We start from the raw sequence: 22505 nt of genomic DNA, 5'->3' as shown, positions 1-22505 counted from the left end.
ATTACTTGGTGTTTGCGGCTAAAGCGACTGCCTCACGGATCTTGTGATAGGTACCGCAGCGACAGATATTCCGATTCATTGCATTGTCGATTTCATCCATCGTCGGTTTTGGGTTTTCTTCCAAAAAGGCCGCAGCAGTCATGATCTGACCCGCTTGGCAATAGCCGCATTGGGCGACGTCAACTTCAGCCCAGGCTTTCTGAACTGGATGATCCGCGTCTTCAGAGAGCCCTTCGATGGTTGTCACTTCGGCTTTACCAATACTTGACACCGGCAGGACGCATGAAAACGTCGCACTGCCATTCAGATGCACCGTGCACGCACCGCACTGAGCGATGCCGCAGGAAAACTTCGTACCGACCAGCCCGAGGTGATCGCGGAGTACCCATAAGAGTGGAGTATCGTCTTCTACATCAACGGTATGGGCCTTTCCATTGATTTTCAGGTTATAATTTGGCATAGCTAACGGGTTATTTATGTTGGAATTAAGGTATAAAAAATATGTTTGCGATAACAGCATTAGATGTCTAACGGCTTGGGAACTTGATAAATAGGATTTTATCCAGCTGACGACGGAAATTTCCCGCACCTTTTTCAGTCAGAACAAGTTAGAATCCTTTGTAATTTCAATCTGTCCGACATTCTAATGGGAAAGGTTTTCCTGAAACTCATCAAATATTCCATGCTTACCTTTCTGACAATTCTAGTCCTCCTAGTCGTCATCGGCGTTCTTTTCGTGAAATTCAGCCCCGAATTTGGTGCTGCTCCTGATCAGCAAAGCCGGGAAGCTTTCCAGAAACTCCCCTATTTCTCCAAGGGAAAATTCTCCAACCTTACTCCAACCAGCATGGAAATGGGAATCGTGAAGACGATGCAGATGATTCCGAAATTCTTTAAAAATGATCCGATCCGCATTCCGGATTTTGACCTTCCCCAAGAGAAGCGGGACAGCCTCGAACTGGTCATTGACTCGATTCCAGGCCGCTTGATCTGGTTTGGACACTCGGCTTTTCTCCTTCAAATGGACGGAAAAAACATCCTAATCGATCCGATGTTCGGGGATGTTCCCGCCCCGAATCCGCTTTTTGGAAAAAAGAGATTTTCGAGAGAATTGCCGATCGAGATCGAGAAACTGCCCAAGATCGACCTCATCCTGATTTCTCACGACCACTACGATCATCTCGACTATGGTTCGATCCAAAAACTGGCATCCAAAACAGAAAAATTTCTTGTTCCACTTGGAGTTGGCGCTCACTTACAAAGCTGGGGTGTAGCCAAAGAATCGATTCAGGAATTGGCCTGGTGGGAGGAAACCCAGGTCGATTCAATGAAGTTTGCCTTTACTCCTGCCAGGCACTTTTCAGGCAGGGGACTCGGAGATCGATTTGCCACGCTTTGGGGATCTTGGGTGATTCAGGGCACTGAAGACAAGATCTTTTTCAGCGGTGACAGCGGCTATGGCTCCCATTTCAAGGAAATAGGTGAGAAATACGGCCCATTTGACTTTGCAATGATGGAGTGCGGTCAATATAACGTAGACTGGAAGGACATCCACATGATGCCTGAGGACACGGCGCAAGCGGCACTGGACGTCCGTGCGAAGGTATTCATGCCAATCCATTGGGCGGCATTTTCACTGGCATTTCATCCCTGGACTGATCCGGTGGAGCGGGTTATCAAGAGATCGACTGAGTTGAATGCTCCGATCTTTGTACCGAAAATAGGTGCGTTTATCGAGCTTTCTCAGGAGCTGAAGACTCAGGAAGCCTGGTGGGTTAAGCCCTGATTTGCAAGTCCAAAAGCCAGAAATCAGGTTTTGACGGCGTTCTTTTAGGATATTTTATCACTACACTCTCGGACAAATCGCTTCCACTTTTCGCGATTTTAGCTAATTTCAAAGCACAATAAATCAATAGACCTATGTCTCAAACCATTAAAGCTGCCATCGTCGGTACCGGATTTATCGGGCCGGCCCATCTCGAGGCACTTAGAAGATTACCCAATGTCGAAGTCGTGGCCCTTTGTGAAGTCACTCAGGAGCTTGCCAATGATAAGGCTAAAGCCCTGGGCATCCCAAGAGCCTACATTTTCGAGGATATGCTCAAGCAGGACGACATCGATGTGGTACATATTTGTACGCCAAATTTCCTGCATTATGCTCAGGCAAAAGCAGTTTTGGAAGCTGACAAACATGTGATCTGCGAAAAGCCTCTTGCAGTAAAGATCCACGAAGCTGAAGAGCTGGTCAAGATTGCTTCTGCCACAGGACTTGTGAATGCCGTCCACTTCAATCTCCGCTACTATCCGATGGTCCGCCAGATGAAGACGATGCGTGAAAAAGGCGAACTCGGCGAAGTATATTCCATCATGGGTTCGTATCTGCAGGATTGGTTATACCTCAACACCGATTACAACTGGAGATTGGAGCCTGACAAATCCGGCGATTCCCGCGCAATTGCCGACATCGGTTCGCACCTGCTGGACATCACCGAATATGTGACCGGTCTGAAGATCACCGAAGTCATGGCAGATTTCTCAACAGTTCACAAAACCCGATTGAAGCCGTTGAAAGCGATCGAAACCTATTCCGGCAAGATGCTGGAAGCTTCCGATTATGCCGAAGTTCCGATCAATACCGAAGATCACGCGACCGTGCTTCTTCGCTTTGACAACGGTTCCAAAGGTTCGGTCACCGTATCTCAGGTGAGCGCGGGCCGCAAAAACCGTCTCAACATCGAAATCTCCGGCTCCAAGTCCAATTTTGAATTCAATTCAGAAAGGCCAAATGAGCTGTGGATCGGAAAGCGCGAAAAAGCCAACGAACACCTAATGAAAGATCCATCGCTGTTCCATCCGGAGGCATCTGCTTTGATCAGCTTTCCAGGAGGTCATAACGAAGGCTTCCCGGACACGTCCAAGCAGATGTTTAAAGAAGTCTACGCAGCGGTGGCCGCAGGTAAACAACCTGAGAATCCTTCCTATCCGACCTTTGCGAGTGGCTTAAGAGAACTCATCATCGGAGAGCGAATCGTTGAAAGCAATAAAAAACAAGCTTGGGTCACTGTCTAAGCAAACAACAAAAGCCTTTTCAGATTTATTTTGAAAAGGCTTTTTTAATTCGCTACAACCTTTCAATCTTAATTCAGTTTTAAGGAATGGATTAAATCAATTATTACTAATTTACCTTTAACAAACCCATCACAACAATGAATTTCAGAAAAACAATCTTTTCAATGGCGCTTACCGCATTTGTGGTAGTAGCGGGCTTTGCACAGGAAAAAGCAAGCCCTGCCAAAGTAGCAGAGGGAACCGTGGCCGGTTCTAAGATCACCATCAACTACTCCTCTCCTGCGGTAAAAGGCCGGACAATCTGGGGTGACCTCGTTCCGTTCGGGCAGGTTTGGAGAGCTGGTGCCAACGAAGCCACGACATTCACTACAACCAAGGACATCACGGTTCAGGGGAAAAAACTTCCTGCGGGAACCTACGGCTTCTTTATTATCCCGAGCGAATCAGGACAGTCTACCTTCATTTTCAACAAAGTAGCCAAGCAATGGGGCGCTTTTGACTATGATGCAAAACAAGACGTGTTGAGAGTAGATGTACCTTCAGGACAGGGTTCAACTTTGGAAGAGCGATTGGTGTACGAAGTAAAACCTGACAGCTTTGAAGTCAGATGGGAATACGGAGTGGCTAACGCCAAGATCGGGTCCTAAGACAAAAAGCCAAGAAACAGAAACACCCGCTGAGCAATCGGCGGGTGTTTTTGTTTTAGGGGAAGTCGCTGCTCATCAAACTTGCAAATGGTCCAGGTAATTCAAAAGTTGAAGAAATGAAGCGATCGTAAAGGGCGTCATCTCCCGTTGCTTGATCTGTTCCAGGTAGCCATTCCTGAGGATTGGATAATCTTCTTCGTTGTACAATTTGGCGAGGGTCACGCCGCGAAATGAGTTGTAGACGAAGTTGTGGGTTTTAAAACCCAAATCTGCGTGTGAGGCAAATGTCAGCTCGATATTTTCAGGCAAGATCATCTCATCCAACCACGCGAATCCAGCAGTGGCAAAAAACTCTTCGGCAGCTCCTATCGATTCGGACAGCTGTCTGTTGTTATGGATAATAAAACGCTTTGGCATCCGAGCATCAATCTTGTCAGGCGTCTCCATCAGCGTAATGGAGCGCTCAGAATAATCGCTCAACGTGGGAAGAAACTTGTGAATGATCTGCTCTACTGCGTCAATTCGGATTCCAAAACTATACTCGAGATAAGAACAGTCGGGATTTTCGGTATAGTGGACAAAGATAACTTGCTGTCCGTGAGCAAAGTTTTTATGATATAGCAACTGGGTTGAGTGAAATTCAAACTCAAAATCTTCAAAAAATTTATGATGCAACTCAATAACTTCCAGACTCTTCATGACTTTAAAAACTCGAAAAAATTGAAAATGTTGTATTATCAAATAAGAATAATTACATCCCTTTCTGAGATAGAACTTCAATTCCCGGCTTTTTCACCAGACAAATCGAGATAAGTCTATGAGGAGCACATCTAAGATTGCATCAGTAGAATAAAAAAAGGGGACTGGAAATCAATCCAGTCCCTTTTTCTGTTCCTTGTTTATCGACTACTCTTGGTCAAAAAGCTCTTTCATTTCCTTAAACATTGGCTCGACTTCAGACTTTTTCAGATCTACACTTCCCTCATCTTCAGGATTGTGCAGGTAGTGATTCCAGTGCTTTTCTGCCTTGCGAAGGGTACGGGGTGTGATGTCAAATTCCACGCTGTCCAGATAGTCTTTTGCCAGAGTGGATGCTTTGAAATTTCCAAAAAGGTACACTTTGAAGATATCCACAAACCGGTCGCTGAGGTTATATTCTTCCAAGATCTGCACGAACGCGCCTTGCACGGATTTGTTTTTTTTGTCAAAAATCGTCTCGAAAATCACATCAAGGGCTTCTTCCTGATATTTTGTCTTTGACAGGGCTCTGCATGCCAGGTAAGCGACCTCCCATGCATCTCCTTTGACGAGCTCGATCAGTTTGTTCTTTGCCTCTTCGTCTGCTACACCGCCGAGCTTATCGGCAAAGTGATAGGCTTCGGATTCTTTGGGATCGCACATTCTGTCAAAAAGCTTCTGAATATCTTCCTGCATGATTTTTTTATTTCTTTGCACAAAGATATAGAAATGTTTTCCCGCTGAAATCCCGAATAACAAGAACTTCAATCATACGAGATTCCTCCGGAGCTATCAGGATGGCCAATTAGAGACAGACTACCATCACATCAAATGAATATTCCACAGGCCCAAATCATCCCTCAGACTCTGGCCGAGAAACTGGTCGCTGAGGCGGCAGCTCAAAAACTTGAAGTCATCTATCAAGCTAAGAAACATCAGCTCCTGATCGAAGATGAACTCGGCTGGCTGGCAAAGATCTATCTACCCTGGACCACGGATTGGACGGCAGCCGGAGGATTTAAGGCAAAAGTCGATTCACATTTCTCCCTGGTGTTGATTCGTGCAGGTCAGGCAGCCACAGGATATTTTCATCTCGGCGAACTGATCGATCACAAGGTATTTCGGGCTTATATGATCCGACAAAAGCAGGGCGTTTCGCAGATTAAATACCTGAAAACCAAAGGAAAATCCAGATCCGGTTCCCGTATCAGATTAGCTGAAACGGAGCGGTTTTTTGAAGAAATCAACGAGCGACTCAACTCCTATTCGGAGAGATTTCCCATGGATATTTGGGGGATCAGCTGCGCAAAGACGATGTGGCCTTTTTACTTTTCTTCAGAAGTTTCCCCTCCCTTTTCCCAAAAGGATGAAGACCTGATCGAGCTTCCTGTTCACATCGCACAGGCATCGCTGGAGGAATTGATTGCTGCGGGAGCGCTGGTTCAGCGGTTTCATCTGATCCTTTCGGATCGGGGCAAAGATGCGCTGGGGGAATTGAACTCTGGAGAATCTGGAAGAACTGAGGAGGATAATTGGTAGCAATCAAGCCTCAACCAGACAATCGCCAAAAATTTCCATCACAGTAAACTCTTTGTTTTTGGCTAAAGCGTGAAACGAAAAAAGCCCCGATTTCTCGAGGCTTTTGGTTGTTATAAGTGGTTAGTAATTAAGTGGTTGTGTTGCCCATATTTGGAAAATGATTGGAGATCATAGCCAAAGTTTCGTGAGCCATCTTGACGTTGTATTCGTAAGCCAAGCTTTTGTAATTGACCAGATCGACTATCGTACCGATGAAGCACAATCCGACGGTCAGAATATACAGGATACCCAGGCCGATCTGTCCGAGGATGAAGCGATGCAAGCCCGCAAATCCAAAGAACCCGATCAAGGTCAAAATCAATATCATCTGCGCGTCTTTTCTTCTAGCCCGATACACCTGAGCAAAAAGCGACGCTTGGTCTTCATCCATGCTTTTCATCAATCCCTGGATGTAGCCCAGTTCCATGCCTTCCAGTTCAGGAAGGTGTCTCAATACATTAGCCATAATTGTGTGTTGTTTTTAAGTTTCTAATAAGGTTCCAAATCCTGTGGAAGATCACTCCAAAAGCCAGAATAGCGAGCGGATGCATGGACCAGGAAGCCTTGAATTCCCCACGTGCCAGGAGATTCATCGACCTTCCCAATCCGCAACCCGGACACCAATCGAAACCCAGCTGGTCGAGCGGACAAAGGCTCAGGTGACTTCCCAATTGGGGCTCCAGCATCAGGATAGCGACTATGCTCCCGATCCAAAAGACCAATTCCAGTGGCAATCGATTAAGCAGTGAGGTGAATTGCTTCATGACTCCCAAAGTACGAAAAAGGTGCCAGCTGCAAAATGTGCTGTAAATTGGCTGCATTGGGCATATGTGTCAAAAGTCTGCCTGAATACCGAACAAAAAAGTGTCCACAAGTGGACAGGCCTTCCCCCGCCTATTTTAGAAAACCTATCCGCCAACTGACTTTTACAGCCTAACGCGACCTCAGCATCTGGTCTCCCGTCCCCCACTCAATAGGCTACCGACAATCAGAAAATCAAGTTTCCCCACTCCATTCTTGCCTTCATTTTGTATTTTGGACGACTTAGAACCCGATTCCATGTACCGACTCCTTTCCGCACTTGTTCTTTTTCTCTTCTTCCAAAGCCAAATAACTGTCGCTCAGGGAGGTTTTGATCTCTGGGTTTTGGATACCGAGGGAAAGGGCAAAAAACTTAAAATCCTGCCTGAGACGGCAAAGCCGCTGACCAACCGACCTGAATACGACAATCAGCCCAATTTTATCAACGACTCGGAATTGGTTTTCTCCGCAGCGGACGAAAAGGGAAACCACGACATCATCCTGTACAGCTTTCGCACAGGAAATTTTTCAAATCTATCGAAGACCTCCGACCGAAGCGAGTTTTCTCCCACGCTGACTGACTGCAAACAATACATCTCAGCAGTAGTCATGGAGCCGGACAGTACGCAGCGGGTCTGGCTTTACCCAACCAACATGGGCGAGCCCGAAGTGCTCTACGACGACATTGCGCCGGTGGGGTACTACGACTGGTATGACAACAAAGCCGCGATGTTTGTGCTTGGACAGCCTAACAAACTGATCTATGCCAGAGGAAAAGGGGATATTCTGGAGATCGACGATCAGATCGGAAGATCGGTCAAGCGAAGACCCAAAACATCCCAAATCGGCTATCTGTCCATGAAATCTCCCAGGGAAACCTTGGCCGGTTTGGAGTTGGTGATTCGATCGTTTGATATCGAAAGCGGAAAATCCGAGGTAATGGGATTTGGATTGGCAGGTTCACTGGACTTCATCTGGCTGGATCAGGACTACCTGCTGATGGCCCAGGGAAATGGCATCTATCGCAAAAAAACAACCGACCCCGAATGGGAATTTCTCGGAAAAATTCAATCTTCCACCCACCAAAACATCACCCGCATGGCCTACAGCCCTGAGCTGAACAAGCTTGTGGTCACCATGCAACGCAAATAACCTAACTACCAATGAACAAGAATTTCAAGAATGCTCTGGCTTTTTCTGCCCTGCTCCTAGCCTCCTCGGCCGTCATGGCGCAAATCGAGGACAAAAAGGGGATCGTTGCAAAAGGTGCCGAATTGACGAAGGTCCAGGACGGATTCAGCTTTACCGAAGGTCCCGCCATCAACCGCTTGGGAGATGTCTTTTTCACCGATCAACCCAACGACAAGATCTACCGATGGAATTCCAACAGCAGCCAGATCACGCTGTTTCGGGAAGGAGCTGGCCGATCCAACGGCTTGTATTTTCAACTGGATGGGAAACTGATCGCCGCTGCCGATCTTAACAATGAACTCTGGGAGATAGATCAGGAGACTGGGGAGGAAAAAGTTCTTGTCACGTCCTTTAAAGGCAAGAAATTAAATGGTCCCAATGACGTCTGGGTAAGGCCAAAGGGAGGCCTTTACTTTACAGATCCGTTATATCCTCGTCCATATTGGGAAGGAATTCGCGACAAGGAGATGCAACAGGACGGGCAACATGTCTACTTCCTGTCAGCAGACCGTACCGAGTTGTTTCGGGTGACAGAAGATCTCACCCAGCCCAATGGAATTGTCGGAACTCCCGACGGAAAGACGCTGTATGTGGCGGATATCGGAGCAAAAAAGACCTGGAAATACGACGTACAGGAAGATGGATATCTGACCAACAAGACGCTTTTCTGCGAAATGGGCTCTGACGGTATGACCATTGACGAGCGTGGAAATGTGTACTTGACCGGAAAAGGCGTCACAGTCTTTGATAAAAACGGCGAGCAAATAGCGCATATACCTGTTCCGGAAAACTGGACCGCAAATGTGGTTTTCGGTGCCTTAGACAGGAAAACCCTATTTATCACCGCTTCGGGCTCAGTCTATACACTGAAGATGAAGAATAGAGGAGTTTGGTAAAAGTAAGACTTTAGACGCCAGACACAAGATATTAGACTTGCTTGGTATTGGATGCTCGATGATTTCCGATTTCTAGAGTCGGATTTGGGAAAAAGTAGTAAGTGGTGAGAGATAAGTGAGCGGTAACATCCGCACTTACCTTTCACCACTTAAAGTTTATAAAGGGCGATTAAGCGTCTTAGCTCTATCTTCTCGCGTCTTGTATCCAGCGTCTATCGTCTTAGAATTCTAGCAATTTCCGTCGATCTCGCAGCTTTCGCCATCGGCAGCTCCAGCCATCTTTAGCACAGGGTTTTCCTTCGCATATTCTGCCCAAGCCTTTTCCAAGGTCTGATCAAAGACGGCATCGGCCTGAGCTCCCGAGATTCCAAACTTTCGATCCAACACGAAGAAAGGAACTCCTTTTACTCCGATCTGTATAGACTCATAAATATCCTGATCCACAGCTTGTTCGAATAGATCTGATTCAAGCATCGCTTTGATTTCTTCCTCAGCCAACCCGACTTCTTTTCCAAGGGAAATTATGGTTGCCGCGTCGTCGACATTCTTCCCTTCCGAAAAGTACGCGCTGAGCAATCGCTCCTTCATCTCGCCACCCTTTCCGGATTCTTTTGCCAAATGAATCAGACGATGCGCATTTTTGGTATTGGCCACGACCGCTTTTTCAAAGTCAAACTCCAGACCTTGTGCGGCAGCCATATTCACCACGTTTGAGGTTATCTCGCGGGTTTGATCCATCGACCACCCTTTGGATTGAGCCAAATGTTCTAAAGTACTGATGTTGGGATTGGTTTCTTGATCCGGATTGAGTTGGAAGCTTTTCCATTCGATCTCCACCTTGTCCTTATACGGAAACTTATCCAGTGCTTTTTCGATCTTCCTTTTTCCTATGTAGCAAAAAGGACATACAACGTCTGACCAAATTTCGATTTTCATATGATTATAACTGGTTTTTTAACGGCCATATATCCTGTCCCATTTTTCTTCGGGAGAATCTCGCATTTTTGATAATAATCCCTCTGTGAGATATTATTTATGCTCGATTTCATGGTTTTTTTAATTTACTTAAAAGACAAATCAGATTTTACCCTAAAGAGTTCAAGCCTAACCAGTGAAAAAGAAGGAATGCCCCTCCTGCGCAATGGAGATCGATGCCCAAGCGGCCGTCTGTCCCATCTGCAAATTTGAGTTTCCAAAGCGCTCGCCCTGGATTACATGGGTGGCTATCTTTTTGGTCATCGTCTGGCTACTTTCCTACCTGCTTTAACCACGACCTTACATGAACAAACGATCATTTCTTAAATCTCTGGCAGTCGCAGGCCTTGGAGCCTCCCTCGTTCCCCAAGAAGCAAAAGCATTTTCACTCGATTCTCTCGATTTTTCGGCAGAAGATATCTGGGATCAGCTCCGCAAGGGATATCGGCTAAACCCGGACTATATCAATCTTGAAAACGGCAACTATTGCTTCTTGCCGGAGGAGACGCTCGAAAAGTACATGGCCCACATCCGGGACATCAACTACCAGGCTGCCTACTACATGCGGACGGTTCAGTTTGACAACAAAGCCAAGTCAGCCGCTGCCGTAGCAGAGCTTTTGGGAGCCTCACCTGAGGAGGTGATCTTGACGCGAAACACGACCGAATCGCTCGATTTGATCATTTCGGGCTATCCTTGGACCGTCGGAGACGAAGCGATCTACGCCAATCAAGATTATGGAACGATGCAGACCATGTTTGAATTGGCTGGAAAAAGATGGGGTGTAAAGACCGTCAAGATCGACATTCCCATGCATCCGAAAAGCGACGAGGAAGTAGTCGACGTGTATCGCAAAGCAATCACAACAAAGACCAAACTGATCATGGTCCCTCACATCGTAAACATCACCGGACACATCCTTCCCGTCCGAAAGATCGCGGACATGGCTCATGCCCAAGGCGTCGAAGTGATGCTCGACGGAGCCCATGCTGTGGGTCAGTTTACCTTTGACCTGCATGACCTCGATTGCGATTACTATGGCAGCAGCCTGCACAAATGGCTGAGCGTCCCCCTGGGCTGTGGAATGCTGTATGTGAAAAAGGACAAAATCAGCAAAATTCAACCCCTCCTGGCTCCCGGCAACTTGGAGTTGAAGACAATCCTGTATCTCAATCAGATCGGAACCCATCCTGTGGCGACTGACCTGACAGTCTTAGACGCCATTGACTTTCACAACAGAATTGGTGGAAAGAAGAAGGAAGAACGGCTTAGATTTTTGCAAAAATATTGGTCAGATCAAGTCCGGGAGTTCCCGGGAATTGCTGTAAACACACCAAAAGAAACCGAACGCTGCTGCGGAATCGGCAATGTTTGGGTCGAAAAAATGGTCCCTGCGGACATGGGAAAGGTACTTTTTGAAAAATACAAGATCTATACGGCACCCATCGACGGGGCTGGAGTCAAAGGTGTCCGCGTCTGTCCCAACGTCTTTACTTCTACCTCGGAATTGGACCAACTCGTAAAAGCCCTGAAGGAGATGGCGGTATGATTTTGCTACCAAATTAAATTTGGTGAATAGTCTTTCGCTGGAATTAAAGGAAGTTTAAACTTTGGCCGCAGGAGGAACAGTTGAGGTCAGTAAATTTTTACACAATTTTCTTGCAATTCATTTACTCAGGTATGACATTTGCGACCTGATTCGCATGACAAAGAATATCTCCATAGCGCAAAAATTCCCAGCTGTCACCCAAGTGACACTTGTGAGTGTTGCTATGCCATTTTTTACTCCCTTGAGGAGAGATAGGTTTACCTATAGGGTTTGACCCTATGTTATTTTCTGTCCGCCTCCTGGCGGACTCATCTCGCCTAATCGCTCAATTCAATATTTCTTATCCACCTCTTCAGACAAACTGAAGTAACCTCATGCAATTTTCATGGAAGAAATCTCTTTCAAAATCATTGTAGCCGACTCCTCTCACAAGGCTTACTCCTCTCAGATCACCGAAGAGATGGAAAGTTCCGCCAAAGCCCGAGGCACCGGCATTGCGAAACGAAGTCCCGCTTACATCGAAACCAAGATGGAGGAAGGAAAGGCCGTGATCGCATTGACGACCGATGGCAGATGGGCAGGATTCTGCTACATCGAGGCTTGGGGGCATGGAAAATATGTCGCCAACTCAGGTTTGATCGTTTCTCCGGAATTCAGAAAGTACGGCTTGGCACGTAAAATCAAACAGGAAATCTTTAAACTCAGCAGAAAGAAATACCCTGATTCCAAGATTTTCGGCTTGACGACCGGTGCCGCAGTGATGAAGATCAACTCGGAACTCGGCTACATCCCCGTCTCCTATTCCGACTTGACCGATGATCAGGAGTTCTGGAAAGGCTGCCAAAGCTGTGTGAATTATGAGATTCTGATGTCCAAAAACCGTCAGAACTGCATCTGCACAGCCATGCTTTATGACCCGCAGGCTAAAAAGAACCACACAGAAGACTTAGCTTTGAGAGATGATTTCAAAAAAGATCTGAAACTCTTTGACCGATGGGTCAGTCTTAAAAAATATGTCATGCTCAAGCTTACCAAATCCAAGGATTCGGTCAAGAGCATTTTCCTCTAATCTATTTCCGCAGGAAATAAACCTAATCAACGCTATGAAAAAAGTTGTTTTAGCCTACAGTGGGGGCTTGGATACCACCTTTTGCGCACTTCACCTGACCAAAGATCTGGGCTATGAAGTCCATGCGGTAATTGTGAACACCGGCGGATTTTCGAAGGACGAATTAGCGACTATAGAGGCTCGCGCCAAGACACTTGGTGTTGCTTCTTTCCATATTCTGGAGGTTTTGGACACGTACTATCAAGAGGTGATCAAGTACCTTGTTTTTGGCAATGTGCTGAAAAACGCCACCTATCCCCTTTCTGTCTCTGCAGAAAGAATCCTTCAAGCCAAGTCTTTGGCAGAATATGCCAAATCTATCGGTGCGAAAGCGGTCGCCCACGGCTCGACCGGAGCTGGAAACGACCAGGTTCGGTTTGACATGATCTTCCAGACCATCGTGCCGGATATCGAGATCATCACTCCTATCCGTGACCTGAAGCTTTCCCGTCAGGAGGAAATCGACTACCTGAAAAAGCACGGTGTCGAGATGAACTTCGAGAAAGCTGCCTACTCCATCAACAAAGGAATCTGGGGCACTTCCGTGGGAGGAAAAGAGACGTTGACTTCTTCTGACTTTTTGCCGGAATCAGCCTGGCCAACTCAAGTGACTGAGACCGAGGCGAAGGAAATTAAATTGACCTTTGTTCAGGGCGAGCTGAAAGGTGTAAACGGCGAGACTTTTGAAAATCCTGTCAATGCGATTCAAGCCGTTCAGGCTTTGGCTGCGCCATACGGCATCGGCCGTGACATCCACGTCGGAGATACCATCATCGGGATCAAAGGCCGTGTTGGCTTCGAAGCTGCAGCACCAATCGTGATCATCAAAGCCCACCAATTACTGGAGAAGCACACGCTGACCAAGTGGCAGATGTTCTGGAAAAATCAGCAAGCCGAATTCTACGGAAATCACCTGCACGAAGGTCACTACCTCGATCCGGTGATGCGCAATATGGAAGCTTTTCTAGCCAGCACACAGGAGTTTGTGAGCGGCGACGTTCGTGTCTTACTTCAGCCATATCGATTCACCTTGTTGGGAATTATCTCTGACCATGACCTGATGTCTTCCAAGTTTGGAAGCTACGGTGAGATGAACAAGGGCTACACCGGCGAAGATGTGAAAGGTTTTACCCGAATTCTGGGAAATCAAACCGCCATCTTCCACAAAGTAAACAGCCATGACTAAGATCAAAACCGCCATCATCGGCGCAGCAGGATATACCGGAGGCGAGTTACTTCGCCTCTTGGTTCACCATCCTGATTGCGAGCTGGTCTGCGTGCATTCCAACAGTCAAAAAGGCAAACGGGTCGATCAAGTTCATCCGGATCTGATCGGTGATTGCGATTTGATTTTTACCGACGAAGTGCCAACAGATGGTGTGGATGCAGTTTTCTTGGGCTTGCCTCACGGCGAAACCAAGGGATTTTTGGAGGCACATCCTTTCTCTCCCGATACGGTCATTATTGACCTCTCTACGGACTTCAGAAACGAATCAAACGGCTTTGTTTACGGACTTCCGGAAGTAAACAAAGAGAAGATCAAGACTGCGAAGAAGATCGCAAATCCCGGTTGCTTTGCGACGGGAATCCAATTGGCATTGGCTCCGGCAATTGCCAAAGGCTGGGCCAAAGGCTCGGTACATATTTCGGGAATCACCGGCTCTACCGGCGCCGGGAAAAAACTCGGTGAGACGTCCCACTTCAGCTACCGAAGCAGCAACATGTCTGTTTACAAGCTTTTCACTCACCAACATCTCAACGAGATCAAACAGACCTTCAAGCAATTGAATGCTGACTTTGATTCAGAATTGCTTTTTGTGCCTTACCGCGGCAATTTTCCCCGAGGCATCTGGGTGACCGCTTATTTTCCTTTCGAAGGAACTGAAACCGAAGCTTCGGAAGCCTATCAGGAGTTCTACAAGGATGCGGCATTTACCCATGTTTCCGTTCAGGATATCGACATGAAGCAGGCTGTGAATACCAACAAATGCATCATTCACGTCCAAAAAGAAGCTGGGCAATTGGTGATCTATTCGGCCATTGACAACCTGCTAAAGGGCGCTTCGGGGCAAGCCGTACAGAATTACAACCTAGCATTTGGTTTGGCAGAGAGGACCGGGCTGAATCTCAAAAGCATCGCTTTTTGATCTTAGATTCAGCCAATTGATTCCGCTTTTTTCAATCCATTTTCACTAAAAAAGACGATGATAGATCCGACCGATCCTATCTCCTCTTTCGTAAATCGTACTTCAACATGAATTTATTCGACGTATATCCCCTGATTCCTGTCACTTTGACCAAAGCCCAAGGCTGTAAACTTTGGGACGAAAACGGGACCGAATACCTGGATCTCTATGGAGGCCATGCCGTGATCTCTATTGGTCATACCCATCCTCACTACGTCAAGCGTCTGAAAGATCAGCTTGACCTGATTGGATTCTATTCCAATTCCGTCCGGATTCCGATTCAACAGGAATTTGCGGCCAAGCTTGGGGAGCTTTCCGGCTTGCCGGACTACAGTCTTTTTCTGGTTAATTCAGGAGCTGAGGCGAATGAAAACGCGATCAAAGTGGCATCCTTTGCCACTGGCAAACCGGGATTCATCGCTTTCTCAGGAGCCTTTCATGGCAGAACTTCCGGCGCGGTAGCATTGACCGACAATCCAAAGATTATAGCTCCATGCAACGCACGTGAGGATTTCCATATTCTTCCTTGGGGCGATCTCGATGCTGTAGAAGAAGTGCTGAAGTCGAATACTATTGCTGGAATTATCATTGAGGGCATCCAAGGCGTGGGCGGAATCAAGGTTCCTTCCGCCGCTTTTCTACAGGAGCTTTCTTCCCTTTGCAAAAAATATGAAGCCAAACTGATCCTCGACGAGGTCCAGTCCGGCTACGGTCGAACCGGAAAATTCTTCGCGTTTCAATGGGCGAAGGGAGTTTCACCCGATTTGATCACGATGGCCAAAGGAATGGGGAACGGCTTCCCGGTAGGCGGACTGTTGATTTCACCGGAATTCAAAGCCAGTCACGGTTTGCTCGGAACTACTTTCGGAGGCAATCACCTCGCTTGCGCAGCGGGATTGGCGGTTTTGGAAGTTTTGGAAAGTGAAAAGCTTCAAGCCAAAGCCCTCGAACTCGGCGAGAAACTGATCGCAGAACTCAAGCTAATCCCAGGGGTCATTGACGTTCGCGGAAAGGGCCTGATGATCGGGTTTGACCTGGATCGGGATGCTGCTCCGGTACGCTCTGAACTGGTGAAAAAGTATCAGATGTTTTGCGGCTCCGCTGGTAAAAAGGAAACGATCCGACTCCTTCCACCTTTGTCGGTCGAGTGGAATCAGCTAAATTCGTTCTTGATCGCCCTAAAAGAAATTCTCGGTAGCTAAGGCTTTTTCTCCCCAATTACTTGAAATGAAGCATTTCACCCAATTTGAATCCAAAGAACTTGGTCAAGAACTGATTGACCTTGCACTTGCCTATAAAGCCAATCCCCGCCTTGACCTTGCAAAAGGTCAGGGCAAAAGGGTTGGCTGCATCTTTCTGAATCCGTCTCTGAGGACTCGCGTCAGCACGCAGATTGCGGCGCAAAATCTCGGGATGGAGGCAATCGTCCTCAATATGGACAAGGAAGGCTGGGCACTGGAAATGAAAGAGGGCGCTGTAATGAACAAAGGAACCGTCGAGCACATCAAGGATGCGGCTGGAGTTTTGGGATCCTATTTCGATATTTTAGCCATTCGGGCCTTCCCTTCCCTCACCAATCGGGAGGAAGATATCAATGACTTTGTATTTGGCCAATTTGTGAAATACTGTGGCGTGCCGGTAATCAGCCTCGAGTCTGCAATCCGCCATCCGCTCCAGAGTTTGGCTGATCAGATCACGATCAGTGAGTTTTCCATGGAAAAAAGAAAGCCAAAAGTAGTCCTCACCTGGGGTCCACATATCAAGGCGATTCCTCATGCCGTTGCCAACAGTTTTGCTGAATGGACACTCGGAATGGGCCATGACCTGACGATCACGCATCCTGCCGGATACGAACTGGACGAGAAATTTACCAAAGGCGCGACGATAGAATACAATCAAAGTGAAGCGCTGAAAGATGCTGATTTTGTGTATGTTAAGAACTGGTCTGGATTCAACGACTATGGGAAAATCATCAGCACCGACCCTGCCTGGATGCTGACCGAAAAACACCTCAAACATGCCCAGGATGCCAAAGTAATGCATTGCCTTCCTGTACGGAGGAATCTTGAACTGTCAGACGAAATCCTGGACGGGGCACGTTCTTTAGTACAAAAGCAGGCAGAAAATAGAATATATGCCGCCCAAGCTGTGATCAGTACGATCTTGGGCTAGTACCTTTTTAAGCCACCAAACCTATGAAGATTTCAATAATTAAGATCGGCGGAAACGTCATTGACTTCCCCGAGAAGTTGGATGAGTTTCTGACGCTTTTTTCAAAATTCCCCGGCAACAAAATCCTCGTTCACGGTGGTGGCGTGATGGCTTCCCGATTTGGAGAATCGATGGGCGTGATGCCGGAGATGGTCGATGGACGCCGGATTACCGACAAGGATACACTCGATATCGTCACCATGGTCTATGCCGGATTGATCAATAAAAACTTGGTCGCTAAGCTCCAGGCGCTCAAGGTCAATGCCATCGGCATGACCGGCGCTGACGGTAATCTGATCCGATCCGTCAAACGCCCAGTCAAAGGAATCGACTATGGGTTTGTCGGGGATATTCAGGCGGTCAACACGTCGCTGATCGACGCCTTGCTCACAGCAGGTTTGCAGCCGGTAGTCAACGCGATTACTCACGACAAAAAAGGACAGCTACTCAACACCAATGCCGACTCTATCGCTTCTGCTTTAGCGACTAGTCTCGCAGCTGAGCATCAGGTCAACCTGTATTTTTGCTTCAACAAGGCCGGAGTCTTGGTAGACGAGAAGAACGACAGCTCGATCATTCCTCTGATCAACGAGGACATCTACTCTGAGCTCCGCAAAGAAAATGTGATCCACTCCGGCATGATTCCCAAGCTGGACAATGCTTTTGCTGCCTTGGAAAAGGGCGTAAACAACGTCTGGATCGGGAAAGCCGAAAACCTCCTTTTGGCAGCAAAAGGAAAACTCTCTGGGACAATCATCGAGCGAAACCGATACGATCTCTATTGATGGAAAAGCCCGATTTACTTTTTACCGAAGCGGTCGAGCTGCTGAAAGAGTTGATAGCGGTCCCTTCCTTTTCCAAAGAAGAGAACAAAACCGCGGATTTGATTGAAGCCTATCTGGTTGACAAGGGTGTCGCGGTCACTCGATCAGGAAACAACGTTTGGGCTTTTGCCAGCGAATACAATCCGATTTTGCCTACAGTCTGGCTCAACTCGCACCATGACACAGTGAAGCCTAATAACGGCTACACAAAAGATCCTTTTACTCCGACCGTGGAAGACGGGAAACTTTACGGCTTGGGAAGCAACGACGCAGGAGGCCCGTTGGTTAGTTTGATTGCTACATTTTGTCACTTCATCGGCAAGCTACTCCCTTTCAATCTGCTGATGATCGCCTCAGCCGAGGAAGAAATCTCCGGGATAAATGGGATTTCTTCTATAATCTCTACACTTCCTGAAGCGGAAATCGCCATCGTAGGTGAACCGACTCTGATGCGTCTGGCTGTTGCGGAAAAGGGCCTCCTGGTCATCGATGCCAAGGTTCACGGGAAGGCTGGGCATGCCGCCAGAGAAGAGGGCGTCAATGCCATTTACCAAGCTCTGGAGGATTTGGATGAAATCCGCAACTTTGTGTTTTTCAAATCCTCACCTTTTTTGGGCAGAACCAAGGTAACTGCGACGGTGATCAAGGCAGGTCACCAACACAATGTAGTTCCGGATCTCTGCGAATATACCCTGGACGTACGGGTGACCGATGCATACACCCTGGAGGAAGCTTTTCAGGAATTAGAATCCAAACTGAAGGCAGACCTCACGCCGCGATCGATGCGGTTGCAGTCCTCACACCTCCCCGATAGCCACATGATGTATCGCGTTGCGGCACTGCTGGGACTCGAAAAGTTCGGAAGCCCTACCCTCTCCGACCAGGCTTTGATACCTTGGCCTTCCGTCAAGATTGGCCCGGGCGACTCGGCCCGGTCACATACCCCCGACGAATTCATCTTCCTGCAGGAAATCAAAAGTGGAATACAGGGCTACATCTCAATTATCAACAAGTACGCGGAACTCAGCTAAAGAAATCGATCATGAAACTCTGGCAAAAAGACATCGGCAGCAAAAAGGAAGTCGAACATTTCACAATCGGTAGAGATCCCGAATTCGATATCGTTCTCGCTCCATTCGATGTACTCGGATCGATGGCTCACGCGGCAATGCTGGAGACAATCGGCCTTTTGACCACAGCCGAAAATCAGACTCTACAAAAAGGCTTGAAGGAAATCTATGCGGAGATCAGCGAAGGCAAGTTCAGCATCGCTCCCGGTGTGGAGGACGTGCATTCGCAAGTGGAGTTTTTGCTCACGGAGCGTTTTGGTGAGGTTGGGAAAAAACTTCACAGCGGCCGCAGCCGAAACGATCAAGTTCTGGTCGATCTGAAGCTTTTCTACAGATCAGCTATTCGGGAGTTGGTGGAGGAAAGTCAGGAATTGTTTGACTTGTTGATCGAGCTTTCTGAAAAACATAAAGGCGACTTGATGCCCGGATATACCCATACCCAACTGGCGATGCCATCTTCTTTTGGGCTTTGGTTCGGATCATTTGCCGAAGGCTTGACAGAAGATTTGGGTTTGCTAAAGGCGGCTTTTGACCTTAGCAATAAGAATCCACTGGGCTCTGCTGCAGGATATGGATCAAGTTTTCCACTCAACCGAACCTTGACGACCGAACTTTTGGGTTTTGCAGACATGCATCACAACGTGATCAATGCGCAAAACAGCCGTGGCAAGACTGAACGGACACTGGCGTTTGCAATGGCCGGAATCGCCGGAACCCTTAATAAACTTGCTACGGACGTCTGTCTGTTCATGAATCAGCATTTCGCTTTTATTTCCTTTCCAGATGATTTGACTACCGGAAGCAGCATCATGCCTCACAAGAAAAACCCGGATGTTTTTGAGCTGATCCGTGCCAAAACCAATCAGATTCAGGGCGTGCCGACTACAGTGAGTTTCTTGTTGACAAATATGAGCACTGGCTATCACCGGGATATGCAGCTTCTGAAAGAGGAGATTTTTCCTGCTTTTGACAAGCTGAAGTCTTGCATAGCTATGAGCACCTTTATGCTCAAGTCCGTCAAAATACGTCAGAACATCCTTCAGGACTCGTTTTACAAGCATGTCTTCTCGGTGGAAGTGGTCAATGAGTTGGTTTTGAAAGGAGTCCCTTTTCGTGACGCATACAAGGAAGTGGGTTATGAAATCGAAGCAGATCAGTTTGCGCCAGACCAAAATCAGCTCAACCATACCCACGAAGGAAGCATCGGGAATTTGTCTTTGACCGAAATTCAAACTAAGATGCACCAAGCAACCCAAGCGTTTGATTTTCAGAAAATTGATGCTGCATATAAAAAGTTGATCGGATAAATTTTTTTTCAATCCGTCTGTCCAAAAAAATAAAAACATTCCACGCAAAAATCTATTTTTAAGGAGATTGTTTGAGATTCAACAGTACTCACCTTAAGAGTAGGCTTATGAATGTCCCTTTTGGAGTAAACTTAAAGTACGACCTCAAAGCTAGTTTGGTGGTATTTCTAGTGGCGCTTCCACTTTGTTTGGGAATAGCGATTGCCAGTGGAGCACCTCCGATGGCCGGATTGATCGCGGGGATCGTCGGAGGAATCGTGGTCGGCTCGATCTCGGGGTCACACGTTGGAGTCAGTGGGCCGGCTGCCGGACTGACGGTGATTGTGTTGGATTCCATTGCGAGTCTGGGAACTTTCCCGCTTTTTCTTGGAGCACTGGTTGCCGCCGGAGTGATCCAGCTCCTGCTGGGTTTGGCGAAAGCTGGCGTTTTGGGCTACTACTTTCCGCACTCGGTCATCAAAGGAATGCTGACGGCGATCGGCCTAATCCTGATCCTCAAGCAAATCCCCCATGCCTTGGGCTATGACAAAGACCACATCGGCGACATGGCCTTCCTGCAGATGGATGACCACAATACGTTCACAGAGATCTACTACGCTTTCGTTTACAACAGTCCCGGAGCGATCCCAATTGTGCTGATTGCACTGGGTATTTTGATTTTTTTTGAGCGTCCAAAGATCAAGAGACATAAAATTCTCGGTATAGTACCCGGCGCACTTTGGGCGGTTGTATCGGGTATTCTCATTAATGTGGGTTATGGATTTTGGCTACCCGAGTGGCAATTGGTAGACGAGCATCTGGTAAGTATCCCAACGCTGGCCAGCATTTCCGAACTCCCCTCCCTCTTGACGTTTCCCGATTTTGGGTTGATTATGAACGGTGATTTTTGGTTGATTGCTGTGACGATTGCCATCATCGCCAGTATCGAATCGCTTCTCAGTGTGGAAGCTGGTGACAAACTGGATCCTTACAAGCGAATCTCCCCTGGAAGCCGGGAACTGGTAGCACAGGGCACGGGTAACCTTGTCTCAGGACTGATCGGCGGACTGCCTGTCACGGTGGTGATTGTGCGGACCACAGCCAACGTGACGTCAGGAGCGCGGACCAAGATGTCTGCGATTTTCCACGGTTTCTTACTGTTGATCTTGGTCTTGACAATTCCTGGAATACTAAACAAGATCCCACTGAGTTGTCTTGCCGCGGTGTTGTTTCAGGTTGGATATAAGCTGGCAAAACCGGCCATTTTTGTCAAAGAATATCAGAAAGGCCTGGATCAGTTTCTGCCGTTTTTCCTGACGGTCATAGCGATCCTATTCACTGATCTACTGGTGGGAATCGGGATCGGAATGGTCGTGGGGATATTCTTTGTGATCAAGACCAACTACCAGCGTGCGCTTGTGGTAACTCAACTGAACGGTAACTACTTGGTGAAACTTCAAAAGGATGTCTCCTTTCTCAACAAAGCCCCGCTGATGAAAGAGCTTTCGGCTATTCCGTCGGGAAGTAATGTCATTTTCAACGCTGCGAAAGCCAGGTTCATTGATCATGACATCCAGGATGTGTTGAACGACTTCATCTCAACCGCCCCATCCAAAAACATCGAAATCACAATTGAAGGATTTTCTAACTCGGTACGACAACCTACATGAACCCCTACGAAAAGCTATTGCTACAAAATAAAGCCTGGTCTGAAGAGAAGATCCAGCTGGACAAGGACTTCTTCAGCCGCTTAGCCGGACAGCAAAAACCGAAATTCCTCTGGATCGGATGCTCTGATAGCCGAGTGCCCGCCAATGAAGTGACAGGTACGGACCCCGGGGAAATCTTCGTCCACCGAAACATCGCCAATATGGTCGTGCATACGGATCTTAATCTACTGTCCGTGCTGCAATATGCAGTACAGGTGCTGGAGGTTGAGCACATCATCGTATGCGGGCACTATGGCTGCGGTGGCGTCGAGGCCGCACTGACTAACAAAAGCTATGGATTGATCAACAAATGGCTGCGAAACATCAAGGAGGTCTACAAGATGTATCAAGACGAACTAGACGCGATCGACACGCACACCGGCAAGGTCGACAGACTCGTGGAACTGAATGTGATGGAGCAATGCCAGGATCTGATCAAGACTTCAATCGTCCAAAAAGCATGGAAATACAGACAAGCCCCAGAAATTCACGGCTGGGCCTATGGACTGAAGGACGGATTGGTGAAAGAGCTCACGAACATCAAGCCGGACTTTGATGCGATCAACCCTATCTTCCGATATAATTCGGAGGAATTATAATGGAAATTTTTCCCGGAAGCTGAAGAAGCATTTTGATTTGTCAGTTTCCGGGTTTTTCTTTGCACATC

General features: G+C 47.5%; 24 protein-coding genes. 18 read left to right on the top strand and 6 right to left on the bottom strand.

Annotated elements, in window-relative coordinates:
- Position 1 precedes the first annotated feature (1 nt).
- Positions 2-460 (bottom strand): (2Fe-2S)-binding protein, encoded by a 459-nt coding sequence (locus tag G459_RS0107780; protein ID WP_026967143.1) that lies wholly within the window; start codon positions 458-460, stop codon positions 2-4.
- Positions 461-646: 186 nt separating this feature from the next.
- Here G459_RS0107780 and G459_RS0107775 point away from each other — a divergent pair, with 186 nt between their 5' ends.
- The 3 genes from G459_RS0107775 to G459_RS0107765 all read left to right on the top strand — a co-directional run bounded on the left by G459_RS0107775 (position 647) and on the right by G459_RS0107765 (position 3716).
- Positions 647-1786 carry an MBL fold metallo-hydrolase gene (locus tag G459_RS0107775; RefSeq protein ID WP_245588143.1) on the top strand — a complete coding sequence of 380 codons (1140 nt, stop codon included), beginning with the start codon at positions 647-649 and terminating at the stop codon, positions 1784-1786.
- A gap of 134 nt (positions 1787-1920) precedes the next feature.
- On the top strand, positions 1921-3069 hold the full coding sequence (locus G459_RS0107770) for a Gfo/Idh/MocA family protein (RefSeq protein ID WP_026967141.1): 1149 nt from the start codon (positions 1921-1923) through the stop codon (positions 3067-3069).
- A gap of 137 nt (positions 3070-3206) precedes the next feature.
- The gene (locus tag G459_RS0107765) at positions 3207-3716 is read left to right on the top strand and encodes a DUF2911 domain-containing protein (protein WP_035455397.1); all 510 of its coding nucleotides are present in this window, start codon (positions 3207-3209) and stop codon (positions 3714-3716) included.
- A 75-nt stretch (positions 3717-3791) separates the two neighbouring features.
- Here G459_RS0107765 and G459_RS0107760 read toward each other — a convergent pair whose 3' ends face one another.
- Together G459_RS0107760 and G459_RS0107755 are read right to left on the bottom strand one after the other, a co-directional pair.
- On the bottom strand, positions 3792-4415 hold the full coding sequence (locus G459_RS0107760; RefSeq protein WP_026967139.1) for a hypothetical protein: 624 nt from the start codon (positions 4413-4415) through the stop codon (positions 3792-3794).
- A 207-nt stretch (positions 4416-4622) separates the two neighbouring features.
- Complete coding sequence (locus tag G459_RS0107755) at positions 4623-5150, bottom strand: HEAT repeat domain-containing protein (protein WP_026967138.1); 528 nt, start codon at positions 5148-5150, stop codon at positions 4623-4625.
- Positions 5151-5285: 135 nt separating this feature from the next.
- Here G459_RS0107755 and G459_RS27050 point away from each other — a divergent pair, with 135 nt between their 5' ends.
- Positions 5286-5993 (top strand): hypothetical protein, encoded by a 708-nt coding sequence (locus G459_RS27050; protein ID WP_051315124.1) that lies wholly within the window; start codon positions 5286-5288, stop codon positions 5991-5993.
- Between the two features lie 127 nt (positions 5994-6120).
- Here the strand turns inward: G459_RS27050 and G459_RS0107745 are convergent, their stop codons facing one another.
- Entirely contained in the window at positions 6121-6498 is a 378-nt protein-coding gene (locus G459_RS0107745; RefSeq protein WP_026967137.1) for a TM2 domain-containing protein, read from the bottom strand.
- Positions 6491-6796 (bottom strand): DUF2752 domain-containing protein, encoded by a 306-nt coding sequence (locus G459_RS0107740; protein WP_026967136.1) that lies wholly within the window; start codon positions 6794-6796, stop codon positions 6491-6493. The genes G459_RS0107745 and G459_RS0107740 overlap by 8 nt, the downstream gene beginning before the upstream one ends.
- A gap of 295 nt (positions 6797-7091) precedes the next feature.
- On the opposite strand from G459_RS0107740, the gene G459_RS0107735 reads away from it, so the two are divergent.
- Together G459_RS0107735 and G459_RS0107730 are read left to right on the top strand one after the other, a co-directional pair.
- Positions 7092-7985 carry a restriction endonuclease subunit S domain-containing protein gene (locus tag G459_RS0107735; protein ID WP_026967135.1) on the top strand — a complete coding sequence of 298 codons (894 nt, stop codon included), beginning with the start codon at positions 7092-7094 and terminating at the stop codon, positions 7983-7985.
- An 11-nt stretch (positions 7986-7996) separates the two neighbouring features.
- Positions 7997-8920 carry an SMP-30/gluconolactonase/LRE family protein gene (locus tag G459_RS0107730; protein WP_026967134.1) on the top strand — a complete coding sequence of 308 codons (924 nt, stop codon included), beginning with the start codon at positions 7997-7999 and terminating at the stop codon, positions 8918-8920.
- A gap of 228 nt (positions 8921-9148) precedes the next feature.
- Here the strand turns inward: G459_RS0107730 and G459_RS0107725 are convergent, their stop codons facing one another.
- Complete coding sequence (locus G459_RS0107725; RefSeq protein WP_026967133.1) at positions 9149-9856, bottom strand: DsbA family oxidoreductase; 708 nt, start codon at positions 9854-9856, stop codon at positions 9149-9151.
- Positions 9857-10031: 175 nt separating this feature from the next.
- Here G459_RS0107725 and G459_RS29800 point away from each other — a divergent pair, with 175 nt between their 5' ends.
- The 12 genes from G459_RS29800 to can all read left to right on the top strand — a co-directional run bounded on the left by G459_RS29800 (position 10032) and on the right by can (position 22437).
- A complete protein-coding gene (locus G459_RS29800) occupies positions 10032-10187 on the top strand; it encodes a hypothetical protein (protein ID WP_157373292.1) in 156 nt (51 codons plus the stop codon).
- 12 nt (positions 10188-10199) lie between these two features.
- Positions 10200-11444 (top strand): aminotransferase class V-fold PLP-dependent enzyme, encoded by a 1245-nt coding sequence (locus G459_RS0107710; protein WP_026967132.1) that lies wholly within the window; start codon positions 10200-10202, stop codon positions 11442-11444.
- A gap of 385 nt (positions 11445-11829) precedes the next feature.
- Positions 11830-12513 (top strand): GNAT family N-acetyltransferase, encoded by a 684-nt coding sequence (locus tag G459_RS0107705; protein ID WP_026967131.1) that lies wholly within the window; start codon positions 11830-11832, stop codon positions 12511-12513.
- A gap of 34 nt (positions 12514-12547) precedes the next feature.
- A complete protein-coding gene (locus tag G459_RS0107700; RefSeq protein ID WP_026967130.1) occupies positions 12548-13738 on the top strand; it encodes an argininosuccinate synthase in 1191 nt (396 codons plus the stop codon).
- Positions 13731-14699, top strand: a complete 969-nt coding sequence (argC, locus tag G459_RS0107695) for an N-acetyl-gamma-glutamyl-phosphate reductase (protein ID WP_026967129.1) — start codon at positions 13731-13733, stop codon at positions 14697-14699. The genes G459_RS0107700 and argC overlap by 8 nt, the downstream gene beginning before the upstream one ends.
- A 107-nt stretch (positions 14700-14806) precedes the next feature.
- Positions 14807-15940 carry an aspartate aminotransferase family protein gene (locus G459_RS0107690; RefSeq protein ID WP_026967128.1) on the top strand — a complete coding sequence of 378 codons (1134 nt, stop codon included), beginning with the start codon at positions 14807-14809 and terminating at the stop codon, positions 15938-15940.
- A 25-nt stretch (positions 15941-15965) separates the two neighbouring features.
- The gene (locus tag G459_RS0107685) at positions 15966-16910 is read left to right on the top strand and encodes a Rossmann-fold NAD(P)-binding domain-containing protein (RefSeq protein ID WP_026967127.1); all 945 of its coding nucleotides are present in this window, start codon (positions 15966-15968) and stop codon (positions 16908-16910) included.
- Positions 16911-16933: 23 nt separating this feature from the next.
- Positions 16934-17734, top strand: coding sequence for an acetylglutamate kinase (gene argB / locus G459_RS0107680; protein WP_026967126.1), 801 nt, complete (start codon positions 16934-16936; stop codon positions 17732-17734).
- The gene (locus G459_RS0107675; protein ID WP_026967125.1) at positions 17734-18804 is read left to right on the top strand and encodes a M20 family metallo-hydrolase; all 1071 of its coding nucleotides are present in this window, start codon (positions 17734-17736) and stop codon (positions 18802-18804) included. The genes argB and G459_RS0107675 overlap by 1 nt, the downstream gene beginning before the upstream one ends.
- A gap of 11 nt (positions 18805-18815) precedes the next feature.
- Entirely contained in the window at positions 18816-20150 is a 1335-nt protein-coding gene (argH, locus tag G459_RS0107670) for an argininosuccinate lyase (protein ID WP_026967124.1), read from the top strand.
- Positions 20151-20257: 107 nt separating this feature from the next.
- Positions 20258-21799, top strand: a complete 1542-nt coding sequence (locus G459_RS0107665) for a SulP family inorganic anion transporter (protein WP_026967123.1) — start codon at positions 20258-20260, stop codon at positions 21797-21799.
- Positions 21796-22437: a carbonate dehydratase gene (gene can / locus G459_RS0107660; RefSeq protein WP_026967122.1), complete on the top strand. Its 642-nt coding sequence runs from the start codon at positions 21796-21798 to the stop codon at positions 22435-22437. Before G459_RS0107665 ends, can begins: the two co-directional genes overlap by 4 nt.
- Positions 22438-22505: the final 68 nt, after the last annotated feature.

This window comes from Algoriphagus terrigena DSM 22685, assembly GCF_000429445.1.
GTDB classification, from domain to species: Bacteria; Bacteroidota; Bacteroidia; order Cytophagales; family Cyclobacteriaceae; genus Algoriphagus; species Algoriphagus terrigena.
Note: the sequence above shows the minus strand (reverse complement) of the source record. Positions and strands in the feature narration are given on the sequence as shown.

Bases quoted from the DNA above. Each gene is read 5' to 3' on its own strand.
- argC (WP_026967129.1), top strand. From the start codon at position 13,731: ATGACTAAGATCAAAACCGCCATCATCGGCGCAGCAGGATATACCGGA.
- G459_RS0107730 (WP_026967134.1), top strand. From the start codon at position 7,997: ATGAACAAGAATTTCAAGAATGCTCTGGCTTTTTCTGCCCTGCTCCTA.
- G459_RS0107780 (WP_026967143.1), bottom strand. From the start codon at position 460: ATGCCAAATTATAACCTGAAAATCAATGGAAAGGCCCATACCGTTGAT.
- G459_RS0107745 (WP_026967137.1), bottom strand. From the start codon at position 6,498: ATGGCTAATGTATTGAGACACCTTCCTGAACTGGAAGGCATGGAACTG.
- G459_RS0107685 (WP_026967127.1), top strand. From the start codon at position 15,966: ATGAAGCATTTCACCCAATTTGAATCCAAAGAACTTGGTCAAGAACTG.
- can (WP_026967122.1), top strand. From the start codon at position 21,796: ATGAACCCCTACGAAAAGCTATTGCTACAAAATAAAGCCTGGTCTGAA.
- argH (WP_026967124.1), top strand. From the start codon at position 18,816: ATGAAACTCTGGCAAAAAGACATCGGCAGCAAAAAGGAAGTCGAACAT.
- argB (WP_026967126.1), top strand. From the start codon at position 16,934: ATGAAGATTTCAATAATTAAGATCGGCGGAAACGTCATTGACTTCCCC.
- G459_RS0107755 (WP_026967138.1), bottom strand. From the start codon at position 5,150: ATGCAGGAAGATATTCAGAAGCTTTTTGACAGAATGTGCGATCCCAAA.
- G459_RS0107705 (WP_026967131.1), top strand. From the start codon at position 11,830: ATGGAAGAAATCTCTTTCAAAATCATTGTAGCCGACTCCTCTCACAAG.
- G459_RS0107760 (WP_026967139.1), bottom strand. From the start codon at position 4,415: ATGAAGAGTCTGGAAGTTATTGAGTTGCATCATAAATTTTTTGAAGAT.
- G459_RS0107710 (WP_026967132.1), top strand. From the start codon at position 10,200: ATGAACAAACGATCATTTCTTAAATCTCTGGCAGTCGCAGGCCTTGGA.
- G459_RS0107765 (WP_035455397.1), top strand. From the start codon at position 3,207: ATGAATTTCAGAAAAACAATCTTTTCAATGGCGCTTACCGCATTTGTG.
- G459_RS0107740 (WP_026967136.1), bottom strand. From the start codon at position 6,796: ATGAAGCAATTCACCTCACTGCTTAATCGATTGCCACTGGAATTGGTC.
- G459_RS0107665 (WP_026967123.1), top strand. From the start codon at position 20,258: ATGAATGTCCCTTTTGGAGTAAACTTAAAGTACGACCTCAAAGCTAGT.
- G459_RS0107675 (WP_026967125.1), top strand. From the start codon at position 17,734: ATGGAAAAGCCCGATTTACTTTTTACCGAAGCGGTCGAGCTGCTGAAA.
- G459_RS0107725 (WP_026967133.1), bottom strand. From the start codon at position 9,856: ATGAAAATCGAAATTTGGTCAGACGTTGTATGTCCTTTTTGCTACATA.
- G459_RS0107735 (WP_026967135.1), top strand. From the start codon at position 7,092: ATGTACCGACTCCTTTCCGCACTTGTTCTTTTTCTCTTCTTCCAAAGC.
- G459_RS0107770 (WP_026967141.1), top strand. From the start codon at position 1,921: ATGTCTCAAACCATTAAAGCTGCCATCGTCGGTACCGGATTTATCGGG.
- G459_RS27050 (WP_051315124.1), top strand. From the start codon at position 5,286: ATGAATATTCCACAGGCCCAAATCATCCCTCAGACTCTGGCCGAGAAA.
- G459_RS0107700 (WP_026967130.1), top strand. From the start codon at position 12,548: ATGAAAAAAGTTGTTTTAGCCTACAGTGGGGGCTTGGATACCACCTTT.
- G459_RS0107775 (WP_245588143.1), top strand. From the start codon at position 647: ATGGGAAAGGTTTTCCTGAAACTCATCAAATATTCCATGCTTACCTTT.
- G459_RS0107690 (WP_026967128.1), top strand. From the start codon at position 14,807: ATGAATTTATTCGACGTATATCCCCTGATTCCTGTCACTTTGACCAAA.